Annotated in this window: 21 protein-coding genes; 16 read left to right on the top strand and 5 right to left on the bottom strand. The window is 59.6% G+C overall.

The window, feature by feature from the left end; translation table 11 throughout:
- Window positions 1-362: 362 nt before the first annotated feature.
- The 8 genes from ASF13_RS09510 to ASF13_RS09475 all read left to right on the top strand — a co-directional run bounded on the left by ASF13_RS09510 (window position 363) and on the right by ASF13_RS09475 (window position 6,002).
- The gene (locus tag ASF13_RS09510) at window positions 363-1,343 is read left to right on the top strand and encodes a 6-phosphofructokinase (protein ID WP_056235320.1); all 981 of its coding nucleotides are present in this window, start codon (window positions 363-365) and stop codon (window positions 1,341-1,343) included.
- A 9-nt stretch (window positions 1,344-1,352) separates the two neighbouring features.
- Window positions 1,353-1,643, top strand: a complete 291-nt coding sequence (locus ASF13_RS09505; RefSeq protein ID WP_056235317.1) for a PTS sugar transporter subunit IIB — start codon at window positions 1,353-1,355, stop codon at window positions 1,641-1,643.
- 15 nt (window positions 1,644-1,658) lie between these two features.
- Entirely contained in the window at window positions 1,659-2,996 is a 1,338-nt protein-coding gene (locus tag ASF13_RS09500; RefSeq protein WP_056235314.1) for a PTS sugar transporter subunit IIC, read from the top strand.
- Window positions 2,997-3,069: 73 nt separating this feature from the next.
- Window positions 3,070-3,333 (top strand): hypothetical protein, encoded by a 264-nt coding sequence (locus ASF13_RS09495; protein WP_146005490.1) that lies wholly within the window; start codon window positions 3,070-3,072, stop codon window positions 3,331-3,333.
- Window positions 3,334-3,339: 6 nt separating this feature from the next.
- Window positions 3,340-3,777: a PTS sugar transporter subunit IIA gene (locus ASF13_RS09490; protein ID WP_056235309.1), complete on the top strand. Its 438-nt coding sequence runs from the start codon at window positions 3,340-3,342 to the stop codon at window positions 3,775-3,777.
- On the top strand, window positions 3,774-4,334 hold the full coding sequence (locus tag ASF13_RS09485; protein ID WP_056235304.1) for an AAA family ATPase: 561 nt from the start codon (window positions 3,774-3,776) through the stop codon (window positions 4,332-4,334). Before ASF13_RS09490 ends, ASF13_RS09485 begins: the two co-directional genes overlap by 4 nt.
- A gap of 15 nt (window positions 4,335-4,349) precedes the next feature.
- A complete protein-coding gene (locus ASF13_RS09480) occupies window positions 4,350-5,261 on the top strand; it encodes a tagatose-bisphosphate aldolase (protein ID WP_056235301.1) in 912 nt (303 codons plus the stop codon).
- A gap of 66 nt (window positions 5,262-5,327) precedes the next feature.
- A complete protein-coding gene (locus tag ASF13_RS09475; protein WP_056235299.1) occupies window positions 5,328-6,002 on the top strand; it encodes an HAD family hydrolase in 675 nt (224 codons plus the stop codon).
- A 152-nt stretch (window positions 6,003-6,154) separates the two neighbouring features.
- Here ASF13_RS09475 and ASF13_RS09470 read toward each other — a convergent pair whose 3' ends face one another.
- The 3 genes from ASF13_RS09470 to ASF13_RS09460 are packed head-to-tail and all read right to left on the bottom strand — an operon-like array spanning window position 6,155 to window position 9,834.
- Window positions 6,155-7,417: a glycerate kinase gene (locus ASF13_RS09470; RefSeq protein ID WP_056235296.1), complete on the bottom strand. Its 1,263-nt coding sequence runs from the start codon at window positions 7,415-7,417 to the stop codon at window positions 6,155-6,157.
- Window positions 7,417-8,505 carry a tartrate dehydrogenase gene (locus ASF13_RS09465; protein ID WP_056235292.1) on the bottom strand — a complete coding sequence of 363 codons (1,089 nt, stop codon included), beginning with the start codon at window positions 8,503-8,505 and terminating at the stop codon, window positions 7,417-7,419. Before ASF13_RS09465 ends, ASF13_RS09470 begins: the two co-directional genes overlap by 1 nt.
- An 18-nt stretch (window positions 8,506-8,523) precedes the next feature.
- Window positions 8,524-9,834 (bottom strand): MFS transporter, encoded by a 1,311-nt coding sequence (locus tag ASF13_RS09460; protein ID WP_056235289.1) that lies wholly within the window; start codon window positions 9,832-9,834, stop codon window positions 8,524-8,526.
- A 130-nt stretch (window positions 9,835-9,964) separates the two neighbouring features.
- On the opposite strand from ASF13_RS09460, the gene ASF13_RS09455 reads away from it, so the two are divergent.
- From ASF13_RS09455 to ASF13_RS09440, 4 genes are all read left to right on the top strand, one after another.
- Complete coding sequence (locus ASF13_RS09455) at window positions 9,965-10,873, top strand: LysR family transcriptional regulator (protein ID WP_056235286.1); 909 nt, start codon at window positions 9,965-9,967, stop codon at window positions 10,871-10,873.
- Between the two features lie 712 nt (window positions 10,874-11,585).
- Window positions 11,586-13,169, top strand: coding sequence for an OmpA family protein (locus ASF13_RS09450; RefSeq protein WP_056235283.1), 1,584 nt, complete (start codon window positions 11,586-11,588; stop codon window positions 13,167-13,169).
- 14 nt (window positions 13,170-13,183) lie between these two features.
- Window positions 13,184-15,037: a hypothetical protein gene (locus ASF13_RS09445; RefSeq protein ID WP_056235281.1), complete on the top strand. Its 1,854-nt coding sequence runs from the start codon at window positions 13,184-13,186 to the stop codon at window positions 15,035-15,037.
- The gene (locus tag ASF13_RS09440; protein WP_056235278.1) at window positions 15,034-15,864 is read left to right on the top strand and encodes a hypothetical protein; all 831 of its coding nucleotides are present in this window, start codon (window positions 15,034-15,036) and stop codon (window positions 15,862-15,864) included. The genes ASF13_RS09445 and ASF13_RS09440 overlap by 4 nt, the downstream gene beginning before the upstream one ends.
- A 131-nt stretch (window positions 15,865-15,995) precedes the next feature.
- Here ASF13_RS09440 and ASF13_RS09435 read toward each other — a convergent pair whose 3' ends face one another.
- The gene (locus ASF13_RS09435) at window positions 15,996-16,937 is read right to left on the bottom strand and encodes a LysR family transcriptional regulator (RefSeq protein WP_056235277.1); all 942 of its coding nucleotides are present in this window, start codon (window positions 16,935-16,937) and stop codon (window positions 15,996-15,998) included.
- Window positions 16,938-17,037: 100 nt separating this feature from the next.
- On the opposite strand from ASF13_RS09435, the gene ASF13_RS09430 reads away from it, so the two are divergent.
- The gene (locus ASF13_RS09430) at window positions 17,038-18,270 is read left to right on the top strand and encodes an MFS transporter (protein ID WP_056235274.1); all 1,233 of its coding nucleotides are present in this window, start codon (window positions 17,038-17,040) and stop codon (window positions 18,268-18,270) included.
- 285 nt (window positions 18,271-18,555) lie between these two features.
- Window positions 18,556-19,365 (top strand): Cof-type HAD-IIB family hydrolase, encoded by an 810-nt coding sequence (locus tag ASF13_RS09425; protein WP_056235272.1) that lies wholly within the window; start codon window positions 18,556-18,558, stop codon window positions 19,363-19,365.
- A 35-nt stretch (window positions 19,366-19,400) separates the two neighbouring features.
- Here ASF13_RS09425 and ASF13_RS09420 read toward each other — a convergent pair whose 3' ends face one another.
- Window positions 19,401-20,744 (bottom strand): VOC family protein, encoded by a 1,344-nt coding sequence (locus ASF13_RS09420; RefSeq protein WP_056235271.1) that lies wholly within the window; start codon window positions 20,742-20,744, stop codon window positions 19,401-19,403.
- Window positions 20,745-21,247: 503 nt separating this feature from the next.
- Here ASF13_RS09420 and ASF13_RS09415 point away from each other — a divergent pair.
- Window positions 21,248-22,825, top strand: coding sequence for a carbohydrate porin (locus tag ASF13_RS09415; RefSeq protein ID WP_233208990.1), 1,578 nt, complete (start codon window positions 21,248-21,250; stop codon window positions 22,823-22,825).
- A gap of 37 nt (window positions 22,826-22,862) precedes the next feature.
- A complete protein-coding gene (locus ASF13_RS09410; protein ID WP_056235269.1) occupies window positions 22,863-24,047 on the top strand; it encodes an esterase in 1,185 nt (394 codons plus the stop codon).
- The last annotated feature ends 148 nt before the right edge of the window (window positions 24,048-24,195 follow it).

The following is a 24,195-nucleotide window of genomic DNA, read 5'->3' as shown; positions in this document are numbered from 1 at the left end:
TAAGTTCGGCATGATCAATACCTGTGTGACCTCCCTCCTGACCGGTCATTTTATTCCGCGAACCTTTATAAAGTGATTTAACTCACAAAAGCGTTCATTGACGATCGTAACCTGTCGCTGAATAAAACATTACCTGGCTCACAAAATTAAATTCATTATTAAACATGCAGTTAACCTATCCAGCCTGTATTGCAGAGATAAATAGAGTGATTTAAATCACAAATTTACCTCTTTAAAATCGCTGTCAAGATCGGCTCACCGGGAAAAACCTTAGCAAAGTGTGACCCACTTCTAAAAACGGAATCCCCCCATCATTAACATCAATCTTACTTTTAACGGCTCCCTTAACTCTGAGGTCAACCATGAAAATAGGATTAGTGATTAGTGGTGGTGATGTCAGCGGCATGAACAACTTTCTGTTTCAGATAAACCGGATGACCGACTCTGAAATAGTGGTCTTTGACGGCGGCATTAATGGTCTTATCGCCAACCGGGCGAAAGAAATATCCCGCCGTGACCTGGTCGATTTGTCGATATCCTCAGTACCGCTGATCGCCTCCGGCCGTAAAGAGGAGAAGTGTAAGAAGTCTGACTATGAGAAAATCGTTAAAAATATCCGGCAAAAGAAAATTGACTGCCTGATTATGGGCGGCGGTGACGGCTCTTTTCAGTTTCTTAAGGTGCTGAGCGGTTACGGCATCAACTGCTACGGCATCGGCATGACCATTGATAACGATATCAGCGGCAACAGTTATACCGTCGGTTTCTCCACCGCCTGCGAACAGGTGATTGCCGAGGTCGGCAAATTACGCAATACCGGCCGTGGCCTGCCGGGGCGGGTATTTATGATTGAGCTGCTGGGCGGCTACTGTGGCGAACTGACCCTGCAGGCGGCGCTGAAAAGCAACGCGGATATCGCGCTGATCCCGGAATCAGTCTGGGATATCGACCTGCTGGCGGAAAAAATAAAGAATAAAATCAAACAGCAGAACAGCGTGGTGATTTTATGCTCCGAGGGTTACACCAAAGAGTATACGCCGGGTTTCCAGGGCGCGATTGATACCATGATTGGAAAACTTGAGCACAAAATTGGTATTCGTATCCGTAAAACGATTCTTGGCTATGGGCTGAGAAGCGGTATGCCCACCGGCGAAGAGATTATTCAGGGCGCGATCCTGGCAGAGGAAGTGGTCAGATGTATTCACAGCGGCCTGAGCAATAAAATTATTGTCATCAATAATAACAACAAAGCCATACCGATAGATCTTGAAAACTCTGAAAAACGCCTGGTCGATAAAGAGAGCAATCTTTATAAGCTGGCGAAAATAACTCACCTTATCTGAGGGTCTACCATGCTTAAAGTACTCTGCGTATGTGGCTGCGGCCTCGGCTCCAGCTTTGCCATCGAAATGAGCGCCAAGTCGGTGTTGCAGAAGCTGTCGATTGACGCGGATATCGATCACACCACGGTATCCGAAGCCTCGTCATTTAAATATGACATTATTCTGACTCAGAAAATGTTTGCCGACATTTTAAATTCAGACGCCAGCGAAGAGGATAAACGTAAAGTGATTATCCTCAACCGGTTGACGGATAAGAAAGAGATTGAAGAAAAAATTCTTGCTTATATTAACGCAAAATAACAGGCGAGGTGTCACGTGGACGCAATTATCCATTTTATTGTGAAAGACTTTTTAGGCCAGGCGTCGATCCTGATTGCACTGATCGCCATGCTCGGGCTGATCCTGCAGAAAAAATCGATCGGCAAGACGGTGGAGGGAACCTTTAAAACCCTGCTCGGCTTCCTGATCATGATGGCCGGCATCAACATCATTGTGGAAGCGCTGACCTTCCTCAACGATATCTTCACCAGCGGCTTTGGTATGAAGGGCTACATTACCGACGTGGCGGCGATTGCCGGCGTGGCCAACCGCGAGCTGGGTTCAGAAGTGGCGCTGACGCTGCTGGTGATCTTCGCGGTCAATATCCTGATTGCCCGCATCACGCCGTTTAAATACATCTTCCTCACCGGCCAGGCGCTGCTGTGGATGGCGACCATTGGTACGGTGATCGGCTACAAGGCCGGGCTGACCGGCGCCACGCTGATCCTCACCGGTGGCATCTTCGGCGGCATCATGGCGGTGCTGATGCCGGCGATTGCCCAGCCTATCGTGCGCAAAATCACCGACTCGGATGACGTTGCCCTCGGCCACTTCTGCACCATCGGCTATCTGGTGCAGGCGGCGGTGGCACGGGTGATTGGCAAGAACTCACGCTCGACCGAGGACCTGGAACTGCCGGACAACTTTAAGTTCCTGCAGGACACCTATCTGTCGATGGCGGTGATTATGGTGCCGATGTACATCATCCCGGCGCTGTTCGCCGGGCCGACTTATATCGCCCAGTTTGCCGGTGAAACCAACTACGTCATGTATTCGTTTATGCAGTCGATGCAGTTTGTCGCCGGCGTCTTCGTGCTGTACAGCGGCGTGCGACTGCTGCTGAACGAACTGGTGCCGGCCTTCCGTGGTATCGCCATGCGCCTGGTGCCCAACGCCAAACCGGCGCTCGACTGCCCGGTGCTGTTCCCTTACGCCCCTAATGCGGTGATCGTCGGCTTCCTCGCCACCACCGTCGGCTCGATTATCGGCATGATCGTCTTCCCGATGTTTGGCCTGGCGATGATCCTGCCCGGCCTGCTGACCAACTTCTTCGCCGGCGGAGCAGCCGGGGTGTTTGGCAACGCGATGGGCGGCCGCAAAGGGGCGATTATCGGCGGCGTGGTACACGGCCTGTTTATTACCCTGCTACCGGCGATTCTGGTACCGCTGCTGGAGACCTTTGGCTTTAAAGGGGTCACCTTCAGCGATTCCGATGTAATCAGCACCGGGCTGGTACTCGGCCACGCCTTCCAGAATGACTGGGGCTTTGTCGCCGGCTTTATCGCCTTCGTGGTGTTTATCGTCTGGTTTGCTAACCGCAAGCTGAATAAGTAACGCGGGGAGTCATCCACCGCGTTACCCCTGGCCGGTGGAAACAATCCGCCACTGAGGAGGCAATATGCTGTCAATGTTGAAGAAGCTGTTTCATTCATCTGCGCCGCAGGCAGAGCCCGAAGATGAGGCGGCGGCAGAGCAAATAGCCCAGACGCTGCTGCAACTGGAAACCGAGTTAGCGGCCAACCCGGCAGATAATGCCACTCAGAAGCAGCTGATGGTGAAATATAACCAGGCAATCAAAATCTACTCCGCTCAGCCGCGTTACCGCCAGCGCGTTGATGATATTTTCGTAAAAATGGATGAACTCAGAAACACCATCCGCAGAAATCTATGAGGTGATATGAGCATTAAACAGTTTCTTTCCCGACACCCTTTTATTCAGGTAAAGAAAGAGATTAACACCTGGAATGAAATTATCGCTACCGCGGCCACGCCGCTGATTACAGGAGGGTTTGTTACAGCGGAGTATCCGCAGGCCGTGATTAATAACACGCTGGAGTACGGTGCTTATTACGTGTTTGATGAAGGTATTGCTATTCCACACGCCCGGCCGGAGTGTGGCGTGATTAAAAACTGCTTCAGTCTGGTGACGTTAAATCAGCCGGTCTCTATTCACGGCAGTGAGCCGGTGGACATTATCGTAATGTTCGGTGGCGTAAACGGTGATTCGCATATTACCGAAGGGATTGCATCAATCGTCGGACTACTGGAGCAGGAAGAAACGCTGTTGCAAATCAGGCAGGCCACCACGGCTGAAGATATTCTTGGGTTACTATGAAAACACTTATTCTGGTCAATGGCGTTCCGGCGTCAGGAAAAAGTTCGGTTGCCAGAGTCCTGGCTGACCGGTTTAGTTTCCCGCTACTGAGCATCGATCTGATTAAAGAACCTTTTATGGTGCAGTTTGCAGACATTATTGACCGACCGTTAAACCGGAAGCTGGGGCATGCCGCCTACGCCGCGATGTTCGATATTGTCAAAAATGCGCCGCCGGAAGTGAACTTTATTATGGATGCCTGGTTTGGCTTCCGCGAAAAAAACGTGCTGGAAGCCTATATCGCCTCAAGCGGCTGCCAGCAGGTCATTGAAATATGGAATCAGATAGCACCGGAAACGGTGGCACAACGCTACCGGTCACGCTGCGAGTGCCGTGTTAAAGGGCACCCCGGTGCGGAATATATTCCCGAATTAATGCAGCTGGCAGAAAAAGCCCGGCCAATGGCGGTCGGTGAGGTGTATACGCTGGACCAGGATCGCGCTGGTGACAGCGAAGAATTAATACGCTGGGTTCAGCAACGGCTGGATCCGAATAAATCGAAAATTACCCGTCTCTGAATGAGGATTAACGCAATGAATAAAATGACTACGGCCGAACGTCGCGGCTATCAGATGATTTGTGATGCCAACGGTTCAATGATGGTGGTGGCCTGCGACCAGCGTGGCGGCATGCGCACCCTGCTAGCGGCCACGCCGGAAGAGCAGGCGGGTATCAGTAACGCCACGCTGGGTGAAACCAAGTATGACATCACCAGCTATCTTGCCGCCGAAGCGGGCTGCGTGCTGGTTGATCCAATCTGCGCCGTACCGGGCATCGTCGACCAGGGGGTGATCCCGCGTAACACTGGCCTGCTGGTCGGCCTCGACGCCTCCGGCTGGAGCACCTCGCCGGAAGGCTACCGCATCTCTAATATGGTGGAGGGGATCACCGCCCGCCGCGTGCGTGAGCTTGGTGCCACCGGCGGTAAAATCATGATCTACCTGCGTACCGATACGCCAGCGGCCAATACCGCTAACCTGGCGACGCTGCGCGAGGTGATTGCCGATTTCGCCCGTGAAGACCTGTTCCTGGTGGTGGAGTTCCTCACCTATCAGCTGGAGAACGAGAGCAAAGAGGCCTATCAGCAGGCCTTCTCGCAGCTGATTGAAGACGGCTGCCGGGCCTGTATCGACTGCGGCTCGAAAGTGCTGAAGATCCCGTATCCGGGCAGCGAAGCGGCCTGCGCCCGCGTCACCGAAATCTGCGGCGATATTCCGTGGGCGGTGCTGTCGGCCGGCGTCGATCACGCCACCTTCTTAGGCCAGGTGGATATCTCGCTGCGCAACGGCGCGTCCGGGGTAATTGCCGGCCGTTCGCTGTGGAAAGACTGCATCTCGCTCGACCGTAACGTGTCGAAAGAGAAGCTCTCGTCGGTAGCGATCGGCCGCCTGCGTGATATCCAGGCGCTGCTGGCGAAATATAAAAAATCCCCGGCTCACGCCTGAACCGGTGACTGACTATCCGGGCCGTCCGCCTCAGTGCGGACGGCCCGCTTTGCGTTGAGGTGAGCAATGAATCCCCCGCTTGATTTGATTATCTTTGACTGCGATGGCGTGCTGGTCGACTCCGAGATTATCGGCATCACGCTGACCCGATCGCTGCTGGCGGAGCACGGCGTCGCGATCGGTTTTGAGGCGTTTTGCACCCACTACAGCGGGTTGCACTGGGATACGCTGATCGCAAAGGTGCAGGCCAGTACCGGCGTGCCCCTGCCGGCCAGCCTGTATCAGACCTTTTACGCCGCGCTGCTGGCGGAGTTCGACGCCCGGCTGACGCGGATTCCCGGTACCCGTGAGGCGATCGGCACGCTGACCCTGCCGAAATGCATCTGCTCCAACTCGGCCAGCGCGCAGCTGGAGCTGATGCTCAGTAAGGTCGGGCTGCAGGATCTGTTCGCGGGGGCGATCTACTCGGCGGCCGACCTCGGCCCCGGACGCGGCAAACCGCTGCCCGACATCTTCCTGCACGCGGCGGCCTGCTTTAAGGCCGATCCCGCCCGCACGCTGGTGATCGAAGACTCGGTGCCCGGCGTCACGGCCGCCAAACGTGCCGGCATGCAGGTCATTGGCTTCACCGGCGGGGCCCACACTTTCCCCCAGCACGGCGACAGGCTGCTGGCCGCCGGGGCGGATCGGCTGATGGCGGAGATGGCGCATTTGCCGCAGGTGCTGGCAGAACGGACTTAGCGGGCCGATGGCAAAAGAGGCCAGCCTGACTGGGGGCCAGAAACCACCGGCTTCCGGATTGAGTAAAGGGGGCCCGACAGTCCGAATCCGCCAGGTTCAGCAGATAGGTGTCAGAAGCTACCGGCTTTCCCGCCTGTCGGGAAAGCCGGCATTCAGGCGATCAGGATCGCACGGATGTCGTTAACGTTGGTCAGGGTGGGTCCGGTGATAATCAGATCTCCGGTGGCCTGGAAGTAGCTGTAGCTGTCGTGACCCTCCAGATACCCGGTCGCCTCCAGCCCGGCCTCACGGCCCCGCGCCAGCGTATCCGGGGCGACGAATGCCCCCGCCGCGTCCTCGGTGCCGTCGATGCCGTCGCTGTCGCCGGCGATCGCCCAGATCCCCGCTTCCCCCTGCAGCGCGCAGGCCAGGCTGAGCAGAAATTCGGTATTTCGTCCGCCCTTGCCCGCCCGGCCACCGCTGACCGTTACCGTGGTCTCGCCGCCCGACAGCAGCACCGCCGGGCCGCTCAGCGGCTGGCCGTACTGCTTCACCGAGCGGGCGATGCCGGCCATCACGATCGCCACCTCGCGGCTCTCGCCTTCAAGGGCGTCGCCGAGGATCAGCGGGGTGATGCCGCGCCGCCGCGCCGCTTCGGCCGCCGCCTGCAGCGCCAGCGCCGGGGTGGCAATCATCCGCACCTCGCCGTTGCCTGCAGCGGATGCCGTCGTGGCCAGCGGCTGGCTCAGCAACCGCTGCACCGCCGCCGGTACCTCAATGCGGTAGCGCTGCAGCACCGCCAGCGCCTGCTGCGGCGTGCTGCCATCCGCCACCGTCGGCCCGGAGGCGATATCCGCCGGGTTATCCCCCGGTACGTCGCTGATCATCAACGACACCAGCCGCGCCGGCTGCGCCAGCGCCGCCAGCTTACCGCCCTTCACCGCCGACAGATGGCGGCGCACCAGGTTCATCTCCTTAATCGTCGCCCCGCTGTGCAGCAGCGCGCGGACGATCGCCTGCTTATCCGCCAGGGTAATCCCTGCTGCCGGCAGCGCCATCACCGCCGAACCGCCGCCGGAGATCAGCGCCAGCACCAGATCGTCGGCGGTCAGCCCCTGTAACACCGCCACGATCTCCCGCGCGGCAAACTCAGACATCGCATCTGCCACCGGGTGCGCCGCTTCGAGAATGCGGATGCGCCCGGCCGGTACCGCATGGCCGTAGCGGGTCACCACCACTCCGCTCAGCGCCACGTCCGGCCAGGCGGCCTCCACGGCGGCGGCCATCGCCGCCGAGGCCTTACCTGCGCCTATCACCACGCAGCGCCCGCGCGGTTTTTCCGGCAGCGCCGGCGGAATAACCAGCCCGGGGCGGGCGCGGTCAACGGCCCGATTGAAGATATCCTGCAGCACGGCTGCGGCCTGTTGATGATCCATCAGACGGTCTCAGCAACGGTGGAGCGTGCGGTGATAAATTCCACTACCGCCTGCGTGACGTCGGCCGTGGTGGCGCTACCGCCCACGTCCGGCGTCAGCACTCCTTTACGGCAGGCGTGCTCAATCCCGGCCATCAGCCGCGCGGCGGCGTCATGCTCGCCGAGGTGCTCCAGCATCTGCACCGCGGTCCAGAAGCTGGCCACCGGGTTGGCGATGCCTTTACCGGTGATATCGAAGGCCGAGCCGTGGATCGGTTCAAACATCGACGGGAAACGGCGCTGCGGATCGATATTGGCGGTCGGGGCCACGCCGAGGCTGCCCGCCAGCGCGCCGGCCAGATCGGAGAGAATATCGGCGTGCAGGTTGGTGGCGACGATGGTGTCGAGGCTCTGCGGATGCAGCGTCATACGGTGGGTCATCGCGTCCACCAGCATCTTGTCCCACTGCACGTCCGGGAACTCCTGCGCCACTTCCGCAGCGATCTCATCCCACATCACCATACCATGGCGCTGGGCGTTAGATTTGGTCACCACGGTCAGCAGCCTGCGCGGACGCGACTGCGCCAGGGTAAAGGCATAGCGCATAATGCGGGTGACGCCGACGCGGGTGAAGATCGCCACCTCGGTGCCGACCTCTTCCGGCAGCCCACGGTGCGCACGACCGCCGTTGCCGGAGTACTCGCCTTCCGAGTTCTCGCGGACAATCACCCAGTCCAGATCGCCGGGGCCGCAGTTGCGCAGCGGCGGCGTGATGCCCGGCAGGATTTTGGTTGGCCGTACGTTAGCGTACTGGTCAAAGCCCTGGCAGATCGGCAGGCGCAGGCCCCACAGGGTGATGTGGTCAGGTACGTCCGGCGCGCCCACCGCACCAAAGTAGATGGCGTCAAACGCTTTGAGGGTCTGCAGGCCGCTCTCCGGCATCATCACCCCGTGCTGCTTATAGTAGTCAGAGCCCCAGTCAAAGGTTTCAATGGCAAAGCTCAGCTGCGGATCGTGGCGCTCCAGCGCCCGCAGCACTTCGACGCCGGCAGAAATCACTTCAGGGCCGATACCGTCGGCAGGGATGGCAGCAATCTTGTAGTTACGCATAATAGTCTCCGAATGGGTTCAGTGTGTTTCAGGATGAGAAAGTTTGCTGGCCTGCGGCTTTGCGCCTCTGGCCGAGAGGATCAGCACGGTCAGCGCCGAGATAACCAGCAGCCCGGCGACAAAGTACAAGCCGCCGGTGTAGCTGCCGGTCTGCTGGCGGATGATGCCGATCATCATCGGCCCAACGAAGCCACCCAGGTTGCCGATTGAGTTAATGGTGGCGATGCCCGCCGCCGCCGCCGGACCGGAGAGGAACAGGGTCGGCATACTCCACAGCGGCGGTTTCGAGGCGCTGATGCCGACGGTGACCAGCGTTAACGCGAGGATCACGCTAAGCAGCGAACTGACGCTGCCGGCATAGATCAGCCCGGCCGCCGCCAGCAGGCAGGCACCGATCACGTGCCAGCTGCGCTCGTTGCTGCGGTCCGAGTGGCGCGCCCACAGGATCATGCCGATCACCCCGACCACCGCCGGTGCGGCGTTGAGGAAACCGATCTCCATTGAGGAAGCGCCGAAGCTGTGAATAATCTGCGGTGACCAGATGCCCAGCGTATAGAGCCCCGCCGAAGTGCCGAAATAGACCAGCGCCAGCGCCAGCACGCGCTTGTCCGCCAGCCCGCGCCATGCGCTGCTGTGGCTCTGTTTCGACGCCCGCGCCTGCTCCTCCGCCAGCATGGTCGTCTCCAGCCACTCGCGCTCTTCATCGGTCAGCCACCGGGCTTTCGCCGGCCGGTCGGTGAGGAAGAACAGCACCACGATGCCGAGCAGCACCGCCGGAATGGCCTCCAGCACAAACATCCACTGCCAGCCGGCATAGCCGAGGAATCCGTGCATCTCCAGCAGCGCGGCGGAAATCGGTGAGCCGAGCGCGGTAGAGAGCGGCGCGGCGGCCATAAAGATCGCCGTTACCTGCGCACGCCGTGCCGCCGGGAACCAGTAGCTGAGATAGAGGATGATGCCGGGAAAGAAACCGGCTTCGGCGACGCCGAGCAGAAAGCGCAGGGTGTAGAAGCTGGTAGTACCCTGCACGAAGGCCATACAGCCGGAGACCAGCCCCCAGGTGATCATCACCCGGGCGATCCAGATCCGCGCCCCCACCTTGTGCAATATCAGGTTGGAGGGCACCTCAAAAAGAAAATAACCCAGGAAGAAGATCCCCGCACCGAGGCCAAATATGGTGGGCGAGAAACCTAAATCCTGATTCATGGTGAGCGCGGCAAAACCAATATTGACGCGATCGAGAAAAGCGATGAAGTAGAGCAGCATGATGAAGGGAATAATGCGTAACGTCACTTTACGCATCACCCTTTTTTCGAGGTGATGATTCATATTAACGTGCTCCGATTTTTGTAGGGTTGTGTTATTTTTTTGTAGTCGAAGTCAGTATGCTGATTTGCGGCGGCGGGTCATTAATGCCAGATTATATAAATAATTTGAACAATGTTTTCAGGGGTGAAAAGTGGATATAAATCAACTGCGTTGTCTGATTTCCGTCGGTGAAGAGCTGCACTTCGGCCGCGCGGCCCAAAAGCTGGAAATGATGCCTGCGTCACTTTCCCGCTTCATTCGCCTGCTGGAAGATGACCTGGGCGTACGGTTGTTAAACCGCTCAACGCGCAATGTTTCGCTCACCGCCGAAGGGGCTATTTTTTTTGACGAAGCTCAAAAAATTATCGAGCGATTTGACGCGCTGGCGCAGCGATTTAAAGGCGGATTAAAAGACGACCGCCGCACCTTACGTATTGGTGCGATTGACAGTGCGGCCCGCGGATTAGTCCCCGCGCTGTTAAATCTGTTTGTGCCGCTGCACCCGAACAGCGATATTCATATTATCGAAGACAAGACCAGTAACCTTATTCCACGACTGAAGTCCGGCTGGCTGGATATGATCTTCTTTCGTGAACCGCAAACCCTCGACGCCAGCCTGGCGGTGCGTTTTATCACCCGCGAGAGTTGCGTGCTGGCCGTGCCGCTTGACCATCCGCTGGCCGCGCGCGGCCGGGTCAGCGTCGCTGACTTCAGCCACGAAGCGATGATTATCCCCGAACGGCGTACCCGCCCGCACAGTCACGATCTGACCATGACGATGTTCAAACTGGCCGGGATCAGCCCGCATATTGGCCAGTTTGCCGAAGAGAAGCAGACCATCCTGAGCCTGGTAGCCGCCGGGCTGGGTCTGGCGGTGGTGCCGGCCTCCTACCGCAATATGAACAGCGACGCCGTCGCCTATATCGACCTGGATCTGCACGCCGACCTGAAAGGGCTGCCGCTGAGTATTGCCTGGCAAAAAGGCAGCGAGGATCGCTATCTGCTGGAGATGCTGCGGCTGCTTGACGAGCATGAAAGCGTGCTGACCGGCCGGTTGTAGCGGCTGCGTTGTTGCCAGCACCTGAACAAGCTACGCTAAACCCTCAGCGATCGGCCCGGCGTTTACGCAGACCATGGCAAACCGGAAGCGTACAGCCCTGCTCCTGCGCCAACGCTGCTCAACCGGCACCTGTCGACCTGCCCTGCAAAAGGATTGCCACGCGTTAATTAACCGCTGGCGGTTAGTCCTCTCCTGTATCATGCCGCTGAAATAGAGGAACCTGTTTACGAGGTGTGAGGGTTAATCACTTTCCTGACGTTTGATGACTTATTTATTCAGCGATCTCTCCACCGATCGCGGTGAATTTTCGCCCGTGGGTTGGTTGACCGATTCACTTCAAATGTTCTACTATTTCGCCGTTTTTGCAGGCATCTCAGGCGGCAGTCGCGTGGCAGCATACGGGAAAGACTGCATGCATTAACCGGGGTTTCTCAAGGCATTACGCCAACAACACGATAACCACTGCGGACCAACCCACCTCATGGGGTGCCTCAGGCAGAACGTGTTAACTTAAGTCAAACTTTATCTCTATCAGGCTGAAATAACGCCCTGCGCCGTCATTAATGACGGTGAGCGGATTATTTTGGCCAGCGATCTCCAACGTCGGACCAGCACAACGCTATTCCGGCGCAGACCAAAAATAATGCGACGATTATTTCGCAACGAGAATAAACGGATATTTTGGCTTTTTAGGGCAGGGTAAGGAGAGAAATTGAAACGCTATAAGTTACGGAAAATAAGCCTGGTCACCGCGGTGGTGACGCTGACGTCAAGCTGCGCCGGAATGCACCAGGCCGGGCAGGATTACGGCACCGCCATCGGCTGCGTCGGCGGCGCCACCCTCGGCGGCGGCCTGACTTACCTGATCACCGGCGATGCGAAAAAAGCCCTCGTCGGCGGGTTAATTGGCGGCGTGGCGGGCTGCGTGGCCGGTAACGTCTGGCAGAACCGCGAAAAGGCGCTGGCTAAAATCGCCGCGGAAGAGCATATCGCCATTCGAACCCGCACGCTGGAAGCCCAGGCCAAAAGCAGCAAGCAGGCGGTAGGGCTGGTGGCGCAGGTCGAGGACAAAGGCATGTTCGATACCGACAGCGCCCGCCTCTCCAGCGATGGCCTGCGTCAGGTGAAGAAACTGGCGGCCGCGATGAAAGAGGGCGACCAGGGTGGAGTGATCCTGATCGTCGGCCATACCGATGCCAGCGGCAATGCGCTGTCGAACCAGCGGCTGTCAGAACAGCGCGCGCAGACCGTCGGGCGGGTGCTGGAACAGGCCGGTCTGAGCGCGAAAAACCTCTATTTCCAGGGCGCCGGCTCCTCACGTCCGGTGGCCGATAACGCCACCGTTGACGGCCGTGCGGCCAACCGCCGCGTGGAGCTCACCGCGCTGGCCAGCGAGGCGCTACTGAAACAGCGCCTCGAGCAGGAGGGCAGCAACCTCGCCTATCTGCGCTACGGCACCACTGCTACGCCGGTAGCTTCCCCGACGCGGCGCAGCACAACTGCGGTGAAAACCTCACGTTCGGCGTCAACTGCTTCGGTGTCTGCATCTGCCTCTGCATCGTCATCGGCTACGGCATCCGCCCCTGCATCATCGTCGTCGCCGGTTTCTGCCGCTGCGTCAGCCTCCTCTGCATCGCCAGCGTCCTCCACTTCATCCTCCCGTACCGCCGCCGCTGAGAAGCCGACTACGACAGCAAAAAACGCTGCACGCGCCGGTGGCCCGGTGGCGCTGGTTGATTTTGGCGGCCAGCCGGTCAGCAGCGGTACGCCGTCGCTGGCGCTGAACCTGAAACCGCGCAGCAGCGGCTTCAGCCTGATCTCCGAAGCCAACGCCGGTGGCGTGATGAAAAGCTGCTACAGCGACAGCGCCCGCTTCAGCGGCCAGGCGAAAAACCTCGCCAGCGGCAAAGCGGTCGATACCGCCACCAAAGCGTATCTGCCGGGCATGAACGGCCGCGCCTGGGCCGGACTGGTTAACGGCCATCTGGTGACGCTTTCCCCGGTGTGGGTGCTCAGCGATGACGCCACGGTAACGCAGAATCCGAAGGTCTATATCACCCGCGACTACCAGAAGAACAACCGCAAACCCGACGCCGCGCTGAGCGCGGTGGCCAACGCCTGGCAGGGTGAAGACGGCATTCTGTACCGCGTCTGGCTGCAGGATGCGCAACAGCAGCCGATCTCCTGTATCGATCTGCTGGTGCCCAATAAGGCCAAACAGGCGCAGCAGGGACAACTGTTTTACAGCAATCACAACAGCGAATATATGGCCGGCTATACCCCGGTACGCAGCTAATTCAAGGAACTCAGATGGAATTTTTGCAAAGTCTTATGGAGGCGTTCTCCCTGTATCGCCATATCGTTGTGCCGGTGCTCAGCCTGCTGGTACTGACGGTGGTGGTGATCCGCTGGTGGGATCAGGTCAGCTATTTCTTCCTGAACCTGATGTGCAGCCTGCCGGTGATCGGCCATATTGCGCGTCTGTCACGCGCCAGTGAACCGCGCCGAACCGGCACCGGTCAGGGCCTGTGGTATCCGTCCGAGGAGGCGATCTGCGCCAAGTACTGGAAGTACTACCGCACCTCCAATCACACCGCCGACTTCTATCTGCACTGCGTCGACTACCTGAGCAAGGTGGACGAGCGCGGCCGTAAACCAACCAGCCTGCTGCTGTGGTTCTGCACCGCCGGGCTGGTGGCGCTGGAAGCCTTTATCTTTGCGCTGGTGCTGTCACCGTTTATCGCCACCAATATTACCGCCAACCAGGCCGAAGCCTCAGCGATCGTGGTCTCGGTGCTGATCGGGGTGATCCTGGTACCGGCCACCCACCGCATGGGTAAAGAGCTGCACCGCAATACCCTGCTGAAGAAGATTCGCTACTGGCACACCGAAGCCCGCCACAGTAATACGGCGCTGGCGCTGCAGAATGACAAAGATATTTCGCTGGAAACCACTTACCAGGATGACAACCAGCCGAACTATCTGCAGATGCTCAACCGCGTACCGCACAACGCTCAGGTGACGCCGCAGTACTGGGCCACCGGGATTGCCGTGGCGCTGATCCTGTTCTTTGCCATCGGTGCCTACTTTGTCCGCGCCGCCACCATCGATAACCAGGACACCCAGGCCGTGAACGGTTCACCGTTCAGCCAGCAGGTCAGCCCTGCGGCGTCGCCGTTCGATCTGCCCGCAGAGGCGGTGGCCGATAACGCGGCGGCGGATAACAAGGCCGGCGCAGAGATTGCCAGCAACCGGGTGTTTGCCTCCAAGCTGACCTTTATCATCCTGTCGGTGATCTTCGTCGGCGTACAGCTGATCGGCATCCTGATCGGCATGTACTACTCGCTGGTCGGGATTGACTCGAAGGCGGCGGCGAAGTACGTCGGCGATTTCAGCAGCTCGCAGGAATTTGCCGACTTCCACGCCATGCGCCGTGAGCAGGTGGCGCGCAGCGCCCAGGATAAACTCGCCACCCTGCAGAACCGGCTGCTGATGAAACGCAGCCTGAGCCAGAGTGAAGCGCTTACGCGCCTGCCGACCTTCCAGGACTATATTGAAGGCAAGCAGCAGGAAGCCGACAAGCGTGAAGCCGACCAGCAGGCACGCCAGCTGAAAAAAGCGGCTGAAGCCCAGGCCGTCAGCGCCGCCGCCGCCGCCGTCGCCGCATCCGTTGTGCCGGCCGTGGCGTCGGTAACGCCTGCGGCTCCGCTGGCCCCTGCCGCTGCGCCGGTACAAAACGTGGCCCCGGCTGCGCCCGCCGCCGCGCCGGCAGAAAACGTGGCTCCGACGGTAACGGCGGCCGGCTATACCCCGGCGGCAGTGACCTCTGCCGGCTATGCGCCAGCCCCGACGGCGGCTCCGGCTGGCGGTAGCCCGGCGAATAGCGCCCCCGTCGCTACGGTGACAGCGGCAGCCCCCGCAGCCCCGGCTCCGGTGCCCGCTGAAGCCCCTGCAGCAACGACGTTAACCGCCGCAACCGCACCGGCCAACCCGGCCGCAGAGGCTGAGCTGAAGCAGCGTATCAGCGAGCTGGGTGACCTGACCGTGCTCAATCAGGAAGATTTGGAAGTGATGGCCGAAGGGACGGATCTGCCGCTGGCCGCGCTGGTGAAACATCAGAAGCTGCAGCAGGTGATGAATAAAGCGCGGGGAGCCACGGTATGAAGCGTCTGATGGCCCTGCTGCTGCTGGCGGCTTCCGCTGGCGGTTATGCTGCCGACCGTAACGACATTCCAAGCTGCTACAGCTTTGCCAGACTGGACGCCCAGCGTCCGGCCAGCGGCGGCCGTGAGCTGGTGCTGATCGTCGATCAGACGGTCAAAGTGCCGGACGACCTGAAAAAGTCGATCTGGCAGCAGGTGGTGCGCTACACCCAGCCCGGCGACCATATCATCATGTATCAGTTCTCGGCGCTGCTGCAGGACAACTACATGAAGCGCGCCTTCGACGGCACGCTGGAACGTCCGTTCACTGACCAGAAAGCGCGCAACAGCCTGGGTATGGACAGCCTGAAATCACTGGACGGCTGCCTGCTGCAGCAGAAGCAGTTCTTTGACCAGAGCATCGGCAAAAAGATGGCTGCGGCCTTCGCCGGTCAGGGCGATAACGTGGCGAAAAGTGAAATTATGGACAGCCTGAAGCGTATTGCCGACGATCTGAAAGCCACCCCGGCCGAACAGCGTACCGTGCTGCTGGTCTCCGATATGCTGGAGAACAGCGATTTCGGCAGCTTCTACAGCAGTAATCAGATCCGCCTGCTGGCCCCGGCGAAAGAGATGGCGCGGGTCAGCCAGCAGCAGCTGCTGGCCGATTTTGCCGGCAGCCGGGTCTATATCGCCGGCGCCGGGTTAATCGACACGGATGCGAAGAATAACTACCGTTCCGGAAAAATCATGCAGCAGCTGGAAACCTTCTGGCGCGGCTGGTTTGAGGCCTCCCATGCGACGGTGGTCAGCTTTGGCGCGCCGGAGCTGACGGTAGATCTGCGTTAATCCTCCCGGGCAGGCCACGTGCAGAACGTCGCGTGGCCTGCCCTCCTCTCACCGGAACGCGCGACGCGTTCACCACCTGGTACCCCTTCCCGACCTGTACTGCGATCCTCAGCCAGTGACGTTGCCCCCCTTCAGCGCCCGCCCGGGCGCCGGGCGCCACTCATCACCGGCATCGCTTCACGCATCATCGCCAGAAACATGCGTAAGCGCGCCGGGTAGTAGCGCGCGTGCGGATAGACCAGATACACCGGCAGCGACGCCGCCTGCCAGGCCGGGGCCAGCTGCAGCAGCCGCCCCTGGGCAATATCCTCCTGCACCACCCACGCCGACGAAATGCCGACACCCAGACCGGCCAGCACCGCGTTGCGCAGCGCGTACAGGCTGTCGGTCAGCAGGCGTGGCTGAATATCGAAACGCTGCACCTCTCCGCCCTGTGTACGGGTCAGCGCCACGCTGTGACGATAGAAGGTGCTCAGCGCCAGCCAGGGCAGCGTTTGCAGCTGCTGCGGCCGGTCGGGCACCGCACGGCCCTGCAGCAACGAGGGGGCGGCAATCACGATACGCGGCACTTCCGCCACCTTCACCGCCACCACCGAAGGCTCGGTGACTTCACCAACGTGTACCGCGCAGTCGATGCCCTCGGCCAGAAAATCCGCCTGCCTGTCGTGCAGCATCCACTCAACGGTGACCTGCGGGTAGCGCTGCAGATAGGCCTGCAGCGGGGCGATCATCTGGTCCTGACCAAACGCATGCGGTACCAGCACCCGCAGCACCCCCTGCGGCTCTTCGGTGACGCCGCGCAGATCGTCCTCGATCCCCTGCCAGTTCTCCAGCAGGCGGCAGGCGTGCTGATAACAGCGTTCGCCATCCTCGGTCAGCTTCATCTGGTGGGTGGTGCGCTGGATCAGCTTCAGGCCGAGCAGGCTCTCCAGCGCCTGCAGGCGTCGGCTGACGGTAGGCTGGGTGGTGGCAAGACGCGCCGCCGCCGCGGAGAGGCTGCCGGCCTCGACGATACGCACAAAGGTCTGCATCAGTTCTATGCGATCGGTGGCAGGTGATTTAATTATATTCATACGTATGACGTATAACACTTCTACCTTTCAGCCGTCTACCGGGCATCACGGCAACCCCGCACAATAGCGCCATCTTAACGACCTAATCAGGTAATCAATCATGTCCACTGACACCCTGCTCTCTTCTGCTGAACAGCCCGCGTCACCGCTGGCCGCGCGCACCGTACTGATGCTGGCGGCGGGCGCCGGCTTCAGCGTCGCCTCAATCTACTACAGCCAGCCGATGCTGGAGCTGCTCGCCTCCGGGCTGCGGGCCGGCGTCAGCACCGCCGGGCTGGTGCCGACGCTGACTCAAGTGGGCTATGCGCTGGGCATCCTGCTGCTGGCCCCGCTCGGCGACCGTTACGATCGCCGCACCATCATCACCCTGAAAGGCGTGCTGCTGACGCTGGCGCTGCTGATGAGCGCGGCGGCGGGCAGTATCACGCTGCTGCTGATTGCCAGCCTGGCGATCGGCATTACCGCCACCATGGCGCAGGATATCGTGCCGGCCTCCGCCAGCCTCTCACCGGCCGCGCAGCGCGGCAAAACCGTCGGCACGGTGATGACCGGCCTGCTGCTCGGCATCCTGCTGTCGCGGGTGGTCAGCGGTGCGGTGGCAGAGTATGCCGGCTGGCGGGCAATGTTTATGCTGGCCGCCGGGCTGGTGCTGGCGATCACGCTGATCCTCTGGCGCCGCCTGCCGCATATCGCCCCCAGCACCCGCCTCAGCTATCCGGCGCTGCTGGCCTCGATGCGTCACCTGTGGCTGCGCCATGGCGCACTGCGCCGTGCGGCGCTGGCTCAGGGACTGTTATCGGTAGGTTTTAGCGCCTTCTGGTCGACGCTGGCGGTGATGCTGCACGGCCGTTACGGGCTGGGCAGCGCCAGCGCCGGGGCGTTCGGCCTGGCCGGGGCAGCCGGTGCGCTGGCCGCGCCGCTGGCGGGCATGATGGCCGACCGTCACGGCCCGGCGCTGGTCACCCGCGTTGCCACCGCGCTGGCTACCGTCTCCTTCGCTACGCTGTTCCTGCTGCCGCTGCTGCCGGTTCCGCTGCAGCTGGCGCTGATTGCCGTCTCGGCGGTGGGCTTTGATTTTGGCGTGCAGGCCACGCTGGTGTCCCATCAGACGCTGATTTTCGGCCTCGAACCGGCCGCCCGCAGCCGCCTGAATGCGCTGATGTTTACCGGCGTGTTTATCGGCATGGCCGTTGGATCGGCGCTGGGCAGTCTGGTGCTGGAAAAAGCCGGCTGGAACGGCGTGGTAGTGCTGCTGACGCTGGCGGGGGCCGCCAGTTTTGTGGTGAGAATCAGCGAGCGTCGTACGCCGCTGGCGCAGGGCTGCACAGAGTAGCCACGCCGGGATGCAGATCAACCTGTCCGACGGGTCACCCGGTATGTCGGACAGGTCATAAGCGTTTACAATAGTTTCCGCTTTATTGACTCAAGATTTCCCCTTATTACCGGATAGTAGCCTGGCGGCATAAAACCGGCCGCCTTCTCTCTGATAAAAGCCACTGCTGCACCCGCAGAGGCGATAAAAGGGGAAAAAACCGCAAAAACCAACCTCTTTTTCATGCATGATTTTCCCGCGATGATGACGGAAGTTGTTCTTTCTACTGACCCGGGGCCTGGCAAAATGATTAAAATGATCGCCGTCGATATGGACGGCACCTTTCTGAATGATGAGAAACGCTACAATAAAGCGCGCTTTCTTGAGCAGTATCAGCAGATTAAACAGCAGGAGATCAAGTTTGTCGTCGCCAGCGGCAACCAGTACTACCAGCTGATCAGTTTTTTCCCGGATATCCGCGATGAGATCGCCTTCGTTGCCGAAAATGGCGCCAATATTGTCGATAAAGGCGAAACGCTGTTTTGCGGCGAACTGAGTCAGGACCACCTGGCAAAGGTGCTGTCGGTGCTGTCCGACCTGCCCTACGTTCACGTGGTAGTCTGCGGCCCGCGCAGCGCTTACATGCTGGATACGTCGCCGCCGGCGCTGGTCACGCTGATGTCGAAACACTACCACCGGCTGGAGCTGCGTCAGGATTTCAGCCAGCTGAACGACACCATCTTTAAGTTTTCGCTGAATATGGATGACGAACATATCCCGCAGCTGATGGCCCACGTCGGCCATGCCCTTGACGGCATTGTCACCCCGGTCTCCAGCGGCTTTGGTTTTGTCGACCTGATTATCCCCGGCGTGCACAAGGCGCACGGCCTGGCGCTGTTGCAACAGCGCTGGCAGATTGCAGATAGTGAAGTGGTGGCGGTAGGCGACAGCGGTAATGATGTCGAGATGGTCGCTCACGCCGGCTTTGGCTTCGCGATGGCTAACGCACAACCGGCGGTAAAACAGGTGGCGCGCTTCCATACCGAAAGTAACAACCATGAAGGGGCGCTGAACGTGATCGATCGCGTACTCAACCGCCAGCCACCTTTCGCCTGATCCACGCGTATGAACGCCGCGAGGTTTCTGCCCGCTTATTCAACTTCCGCCCACAGCCGATCCAGAGAGTCCTGCTGCAGCTGCTGATAGAGGCTGAACTCATCAATCACCGCGCGGCCCAGCGCCTGCTCAAACAGGCCCTGGCTGGGGTTGCCGCTGTTCACCTGGCCCTTATCCGTGCCGAGGTTGGACTGGAAAATTCCCGCCGCGCTGACCGGCAGAAAATCTTCGTAGATAATCGGTTCGGCCACCACCGCCCCGCGGGCGATCAGCGCATCCAGATCTTCACCCGGCTCTGCCGGGACCTGCGGGTTACGCCGGAAGCGATACCAGGCCAGCCCTTCGCGGCGCAGCGTATCGTCATCATCCGGGAAGGCGGCAAACACCGCGCTGAGGTGGCGCTGGTGGCTGGCGTTATCCGCCTGTTTCTCCTGTGATGCCTCCAGCAGCAGGCGGTCGTAGAGTGCGCGCCCCTTACGGGTCAGCGCCACGCCGCGCTGTTCGATTTCACCAAAGCGGGCGGTGTGGGTGCCCTGCTGCCGATCGGCAAAGTAAATCTCCTCGTTCAGCGCCTTGAAACTGGTCTGCCGCAGCAGGATCGGGCAGCGCCGCCGCGGTGGCCCTTCGATGATCTCTTTCGGCGTAATACCGTACTCCGGCATCAGCTGCTGCACCCGATCGATATCCAGCGTGCGCGGCGTCAGATGGTTGATATGCGGCCCACGGAAGCAGGCAACGTCGGCCACCAGCCGGTGCTGGCCGAGCAGGGCCTGGTAGGTGGCAAGATCGACGGACGCCTGCTGATGCCAGCGGAAGGTTTCCAGCGCCTGGCGCACAAATTCGTCGGCCTCACCGTCGTCAAATCCCCCCTGCTGCTGCCACAACGCCAGCAGCTCGCGCAGGCGCGGGGTAAAGATATCGCGCTGTGCCACCACCTCACACACCGTCTGGCGCAGCGCCGGGTCCTCAATCAGCTCTGGTCGCAGCAGCGAGGTAAACACGCGAAACGGGTTAATCTGCAGCGCCTGCTCGCTGACCGGGCGGAACGCCGTGGAGTGCACCGGCACGCCGGCGGCAGAGAGATCGTAATAGCCCACCGGTTCCATCCCCATTACCGCAAACAGCTGGCGCAGGGTGGCAAGCTCGGCCGCGCTGCCGAGGCGAATTGCCCCGTGGCGCTCCACGCTCAGCCGGTTCAGGGCAGCGGGCCACTCTTCCGTGGGCAGCGGCAGCGGCGTGTCCTGCAGCACCTGCTGATTCACCTCACGTACCAGCTGCAGCAGGGTGCCGTACTGCGGCACTTCCGTCTGATACATCGCCGACATGGCCTTAGAAAAACGATCGCGAATATGGTCCGCGCTGATAAATCTTTCACCCATTTATTTTCTCCTGACAACGTCGGTAAAACGCCCCATCGCAGGATAGCAGCCAGCCAGCCGTTAAGTGTTAGTTGCATCACAGAACGTAAACGGAGATTAAAAACAGATTGCAGCGGCAACCTCAGCTGATAGAGAATCTTCTTAGCGAAATATTTAGACATGAGTTAGTTAATTGCAACACAGGGTTGTTACTGTTTTTCGGCATGCCGATTAACGGGCAAAACCTGAATGACGTCAGCGCGTAGTGAATGCTACGACCGCGACGTCATTCAGGTTTTTTTTTGCTCAAAAAAAGGCCAGAACAAGGTGGGGGAATTGCCAGCGTCAGAGAAAAAAATATAAAACGCTTTTAAAAACATCTCGCTGCCGGAGGGATTGCAGCGATTAAATAATGCCAGTCAGCAGGTTGACCGGCAGGGGATTTTATTACCTTTAATTAATAATAATTCACCAGGGGAAACTCAAAAGTGAAAAAACATGCCCTTAAGATGATAGCGGTTTTAATGACTTCGGCACTGGCTACGCCCCACGTATTCGCGGCGAAGCTGACCCTCGAACAGCGTCTGGAATTATTAGAGAAAGAGCTGCAACAGACTAAAAGCGAATTCCGTGAATATAAGGCACAGCACGAAAATCAGACTATAGCAAAACGTGCTGCCACCCGGCCGACCACGGCAAACGCCGCGGATCTGGATACCTCTGGCACCGCTGGCAGCGCGACGGCTCCCGTGCCGGTTGACGCCAGCTCCACCGTCGACGTGGCCAGCAGCAACGGCCAGAACAGCCAGCCGGTCAGCCTGAAAGATATCAGCAAGTACGTGAAAGAGGATATCGGCTTCAGCTACAACGGCTATATCCGCACCGGCTGGGCAACCGGTAACCACGGTTCACCGAAATCCTACGCTATCGGTTCGGTAGGCCGCTTCGGCAACGAGCACTCCGGCTGGTACGATCTGCAGTTTAAACAGCGGGTGTATAACCAGAACGGTAAAACCGCCCACGCGGTGGTGATGCTGGACGGTAACGTTGGCCAGCAGTACGGCTCCGGCTGGTTCGGTGAAAACGCCGGCAACGAAAACATCATGCAGTTCTCCGATATGTACCTGACCACCACCGGCTTCCTGCCGTTTGCACCGGAAGCGGACTTCTGGGTCGGTAAACACGGTCTGAAGAAATATGAAATCCAGATGCTCGACTGGAAAAGCCTGCGTACCGACGTCGGCGGCGGCCTTGGCATAGAAAACTGGCAGGTGGGCGCCGGTAAACTGGACCTCGCTCTGACCCGGGAAGACTTCGACGTCTACTCGCGCGATCTGAGCAGCAAAACCCAGATGAACAGCAACTCGGTGGAAGCACGTTATAACGATCTGCCGCTGTGGGACAGCGCCACGCTGAGCCTGATGGCCAAGTACACCATGGCCAATAAAAATGACACGCAGAAGAGCGCTGAAAATGACAAAAGCTACTTCGCGGTCAAGGATTCTGCCCTGTTAACGGCGATCCTGCACCAGAAGATCGGTGAGAAAGGCTACAACGATATCGGCCTGCAGGGGGCCACCAACTCCTCAGCCAGCAGCTTTGCTAACTACTCGGGTGCCAGCTCGGCGATGAGCTTCAACGGCTACTATTATGGCGACCACACCAACGGTACCGCCTACCGCCTGTTCTCGCAGGGCGAAGCCTACCTCAGCGACAGGATCATTATGGCCAACGCCGTGGTGCTGTCACAGGGTAGTGACGTCTACAGCTATGACACCGGCGCGCACAGCGACTTTAGCAGCGTGCGCACCGTGGTACGTCCGGCGTGGATCTGGGACACCTATAATCAGACCGGCGTAGAGCTGGGCTGGTTTACCCAGACCAACAAAAAAGAGGACGGCGAGAAGCTGAAAGAGTCTGGTTACAAAACCACCCTCTACCATGCGCTGAAGGTGGATACCAGCATCCTCAACTCGCGTCCGGAGATCCGCTTCTACGGCACCTGGCTGCGTATGCTGGATAATGAGCTGTCCAACTACAGCTTTGCCGATAACAAAAAAGACCAGTTTACCGTCGGCGTGCAGGCTGAGGTCTGGTGGTAATACGCCCGGCTAATCACGCGAAATAAGGAAACCGACCATGAAGAAACGTACGCTTACACTGCTGTTCTCCAGCCTGCTGCTGGGGGGCACCCTGCCCGCTCAGGCGCTGACGCTGCCGGCGGATTTTCCGACCCTGCCACCGCAGGATCGGGCGGTCACGCAGTATGTGACCGGCGTTAACGCGGACAACAGCATCACCTTCCGCCTGTTTGCACCCCAGGCAAAACAGGTGACGCTGTTTACCAGCGTGCCACCGGAAACCATCGTCTCACAGCCGATGACCCGCGACGCCGACGGTATCTGGAGCTTCCGCTCCGCGCGGCTGCAGCCGAACCTGTATGAGTACTTCTTCACCGTAGACGGTTTCCGCAGCGTGGATACCGGCACCGCCAGCGTTAAGCCGCAGCGCCAGGTCAATACCAGCCTGGTGCTGGTGCCGGGCAGCGTGCTGGATGAACGCCAGGTGCCGCACGGCGAGCTGCGCGCGCTGACCTATCACTCGGCTGAGCTTAAACGCGAACGCCAGGTGCTGGTGTGGACGCCGCCGGGCTACGATGGCCGTGGGGCACCGCTGCCGGTGCTCTACTTCTATCACGGCTTTGGTGACAGCATCCGCTCGGCGGTGGATCAGGGACGTTTCCCACAGATCATGGATAACCTGCTGGCAGAGGGGAAGATCAAACCGATGCTGCTGGTGATCCCGGATACCGAAACCGATACCGCCACCACCACCCCGGAAACCTACGTGCCGAAAGAGCGCCGCAAGGAGTTCTATCCGCGTAACGCCGATGCGGCCGACCGTGAGCTGATCCACGATATTATTCCGCTGATTAACCAGCGCTTTAACGTCCGTCGCGACGCCGGCGGCCGCGCGCTGGCCGGGCTGTCGCAGGGCGGCTATCAGGCGCTGGTCTCCGGCATGCGCCACCTGGAGTCGTTCAGCGCGCTGGCGACCTTAAGCGGCGTGACGGTGACCACGGTGCCGGATGCAAAAGTATCGGCACAGCTGGCGCGGCCGGATGAGATCAACCGCCAGCTGGTGAATTTCACCGTGGCGGTGGGCGCTGAGGACAGCATCACCGGTAAGGATATCGCCGGGCTGAAGCAGACGCTGGAGCAGAACGGCGTGAAGTTTGACTATCAGTCGGTGCCGGACCGCGGCCACGAGATGGATTTCTGGCGGCCGGCCTATATCCGCTTCGTGGAGAAGCTGTTCCGCTAACGAGGGTGATTTTTTATCAATGATGAATTATTGACCTGATAAAAGGTTGCGATTAACCTCTCATCGTTAACGGTGGGTGCATGTGATAATCGTCTTACGGGCAACCACCAACTGCCCCAAAGACAAAAAAAAAGAATCTGGCGTTAAG

It is taken from the genome of Erwinia sp. Leaf53 (genome assembly GCF_001422605.1).
Taxonomy (GTDB): Bacteria; Pseudomonadota; Gammaproteobacteria; order Enterobacterales; family Enterobacteriaceae; genus Erwinia.
This window is presented reverse-complemented; position numbering and strand designations above follow the sequence as displayed.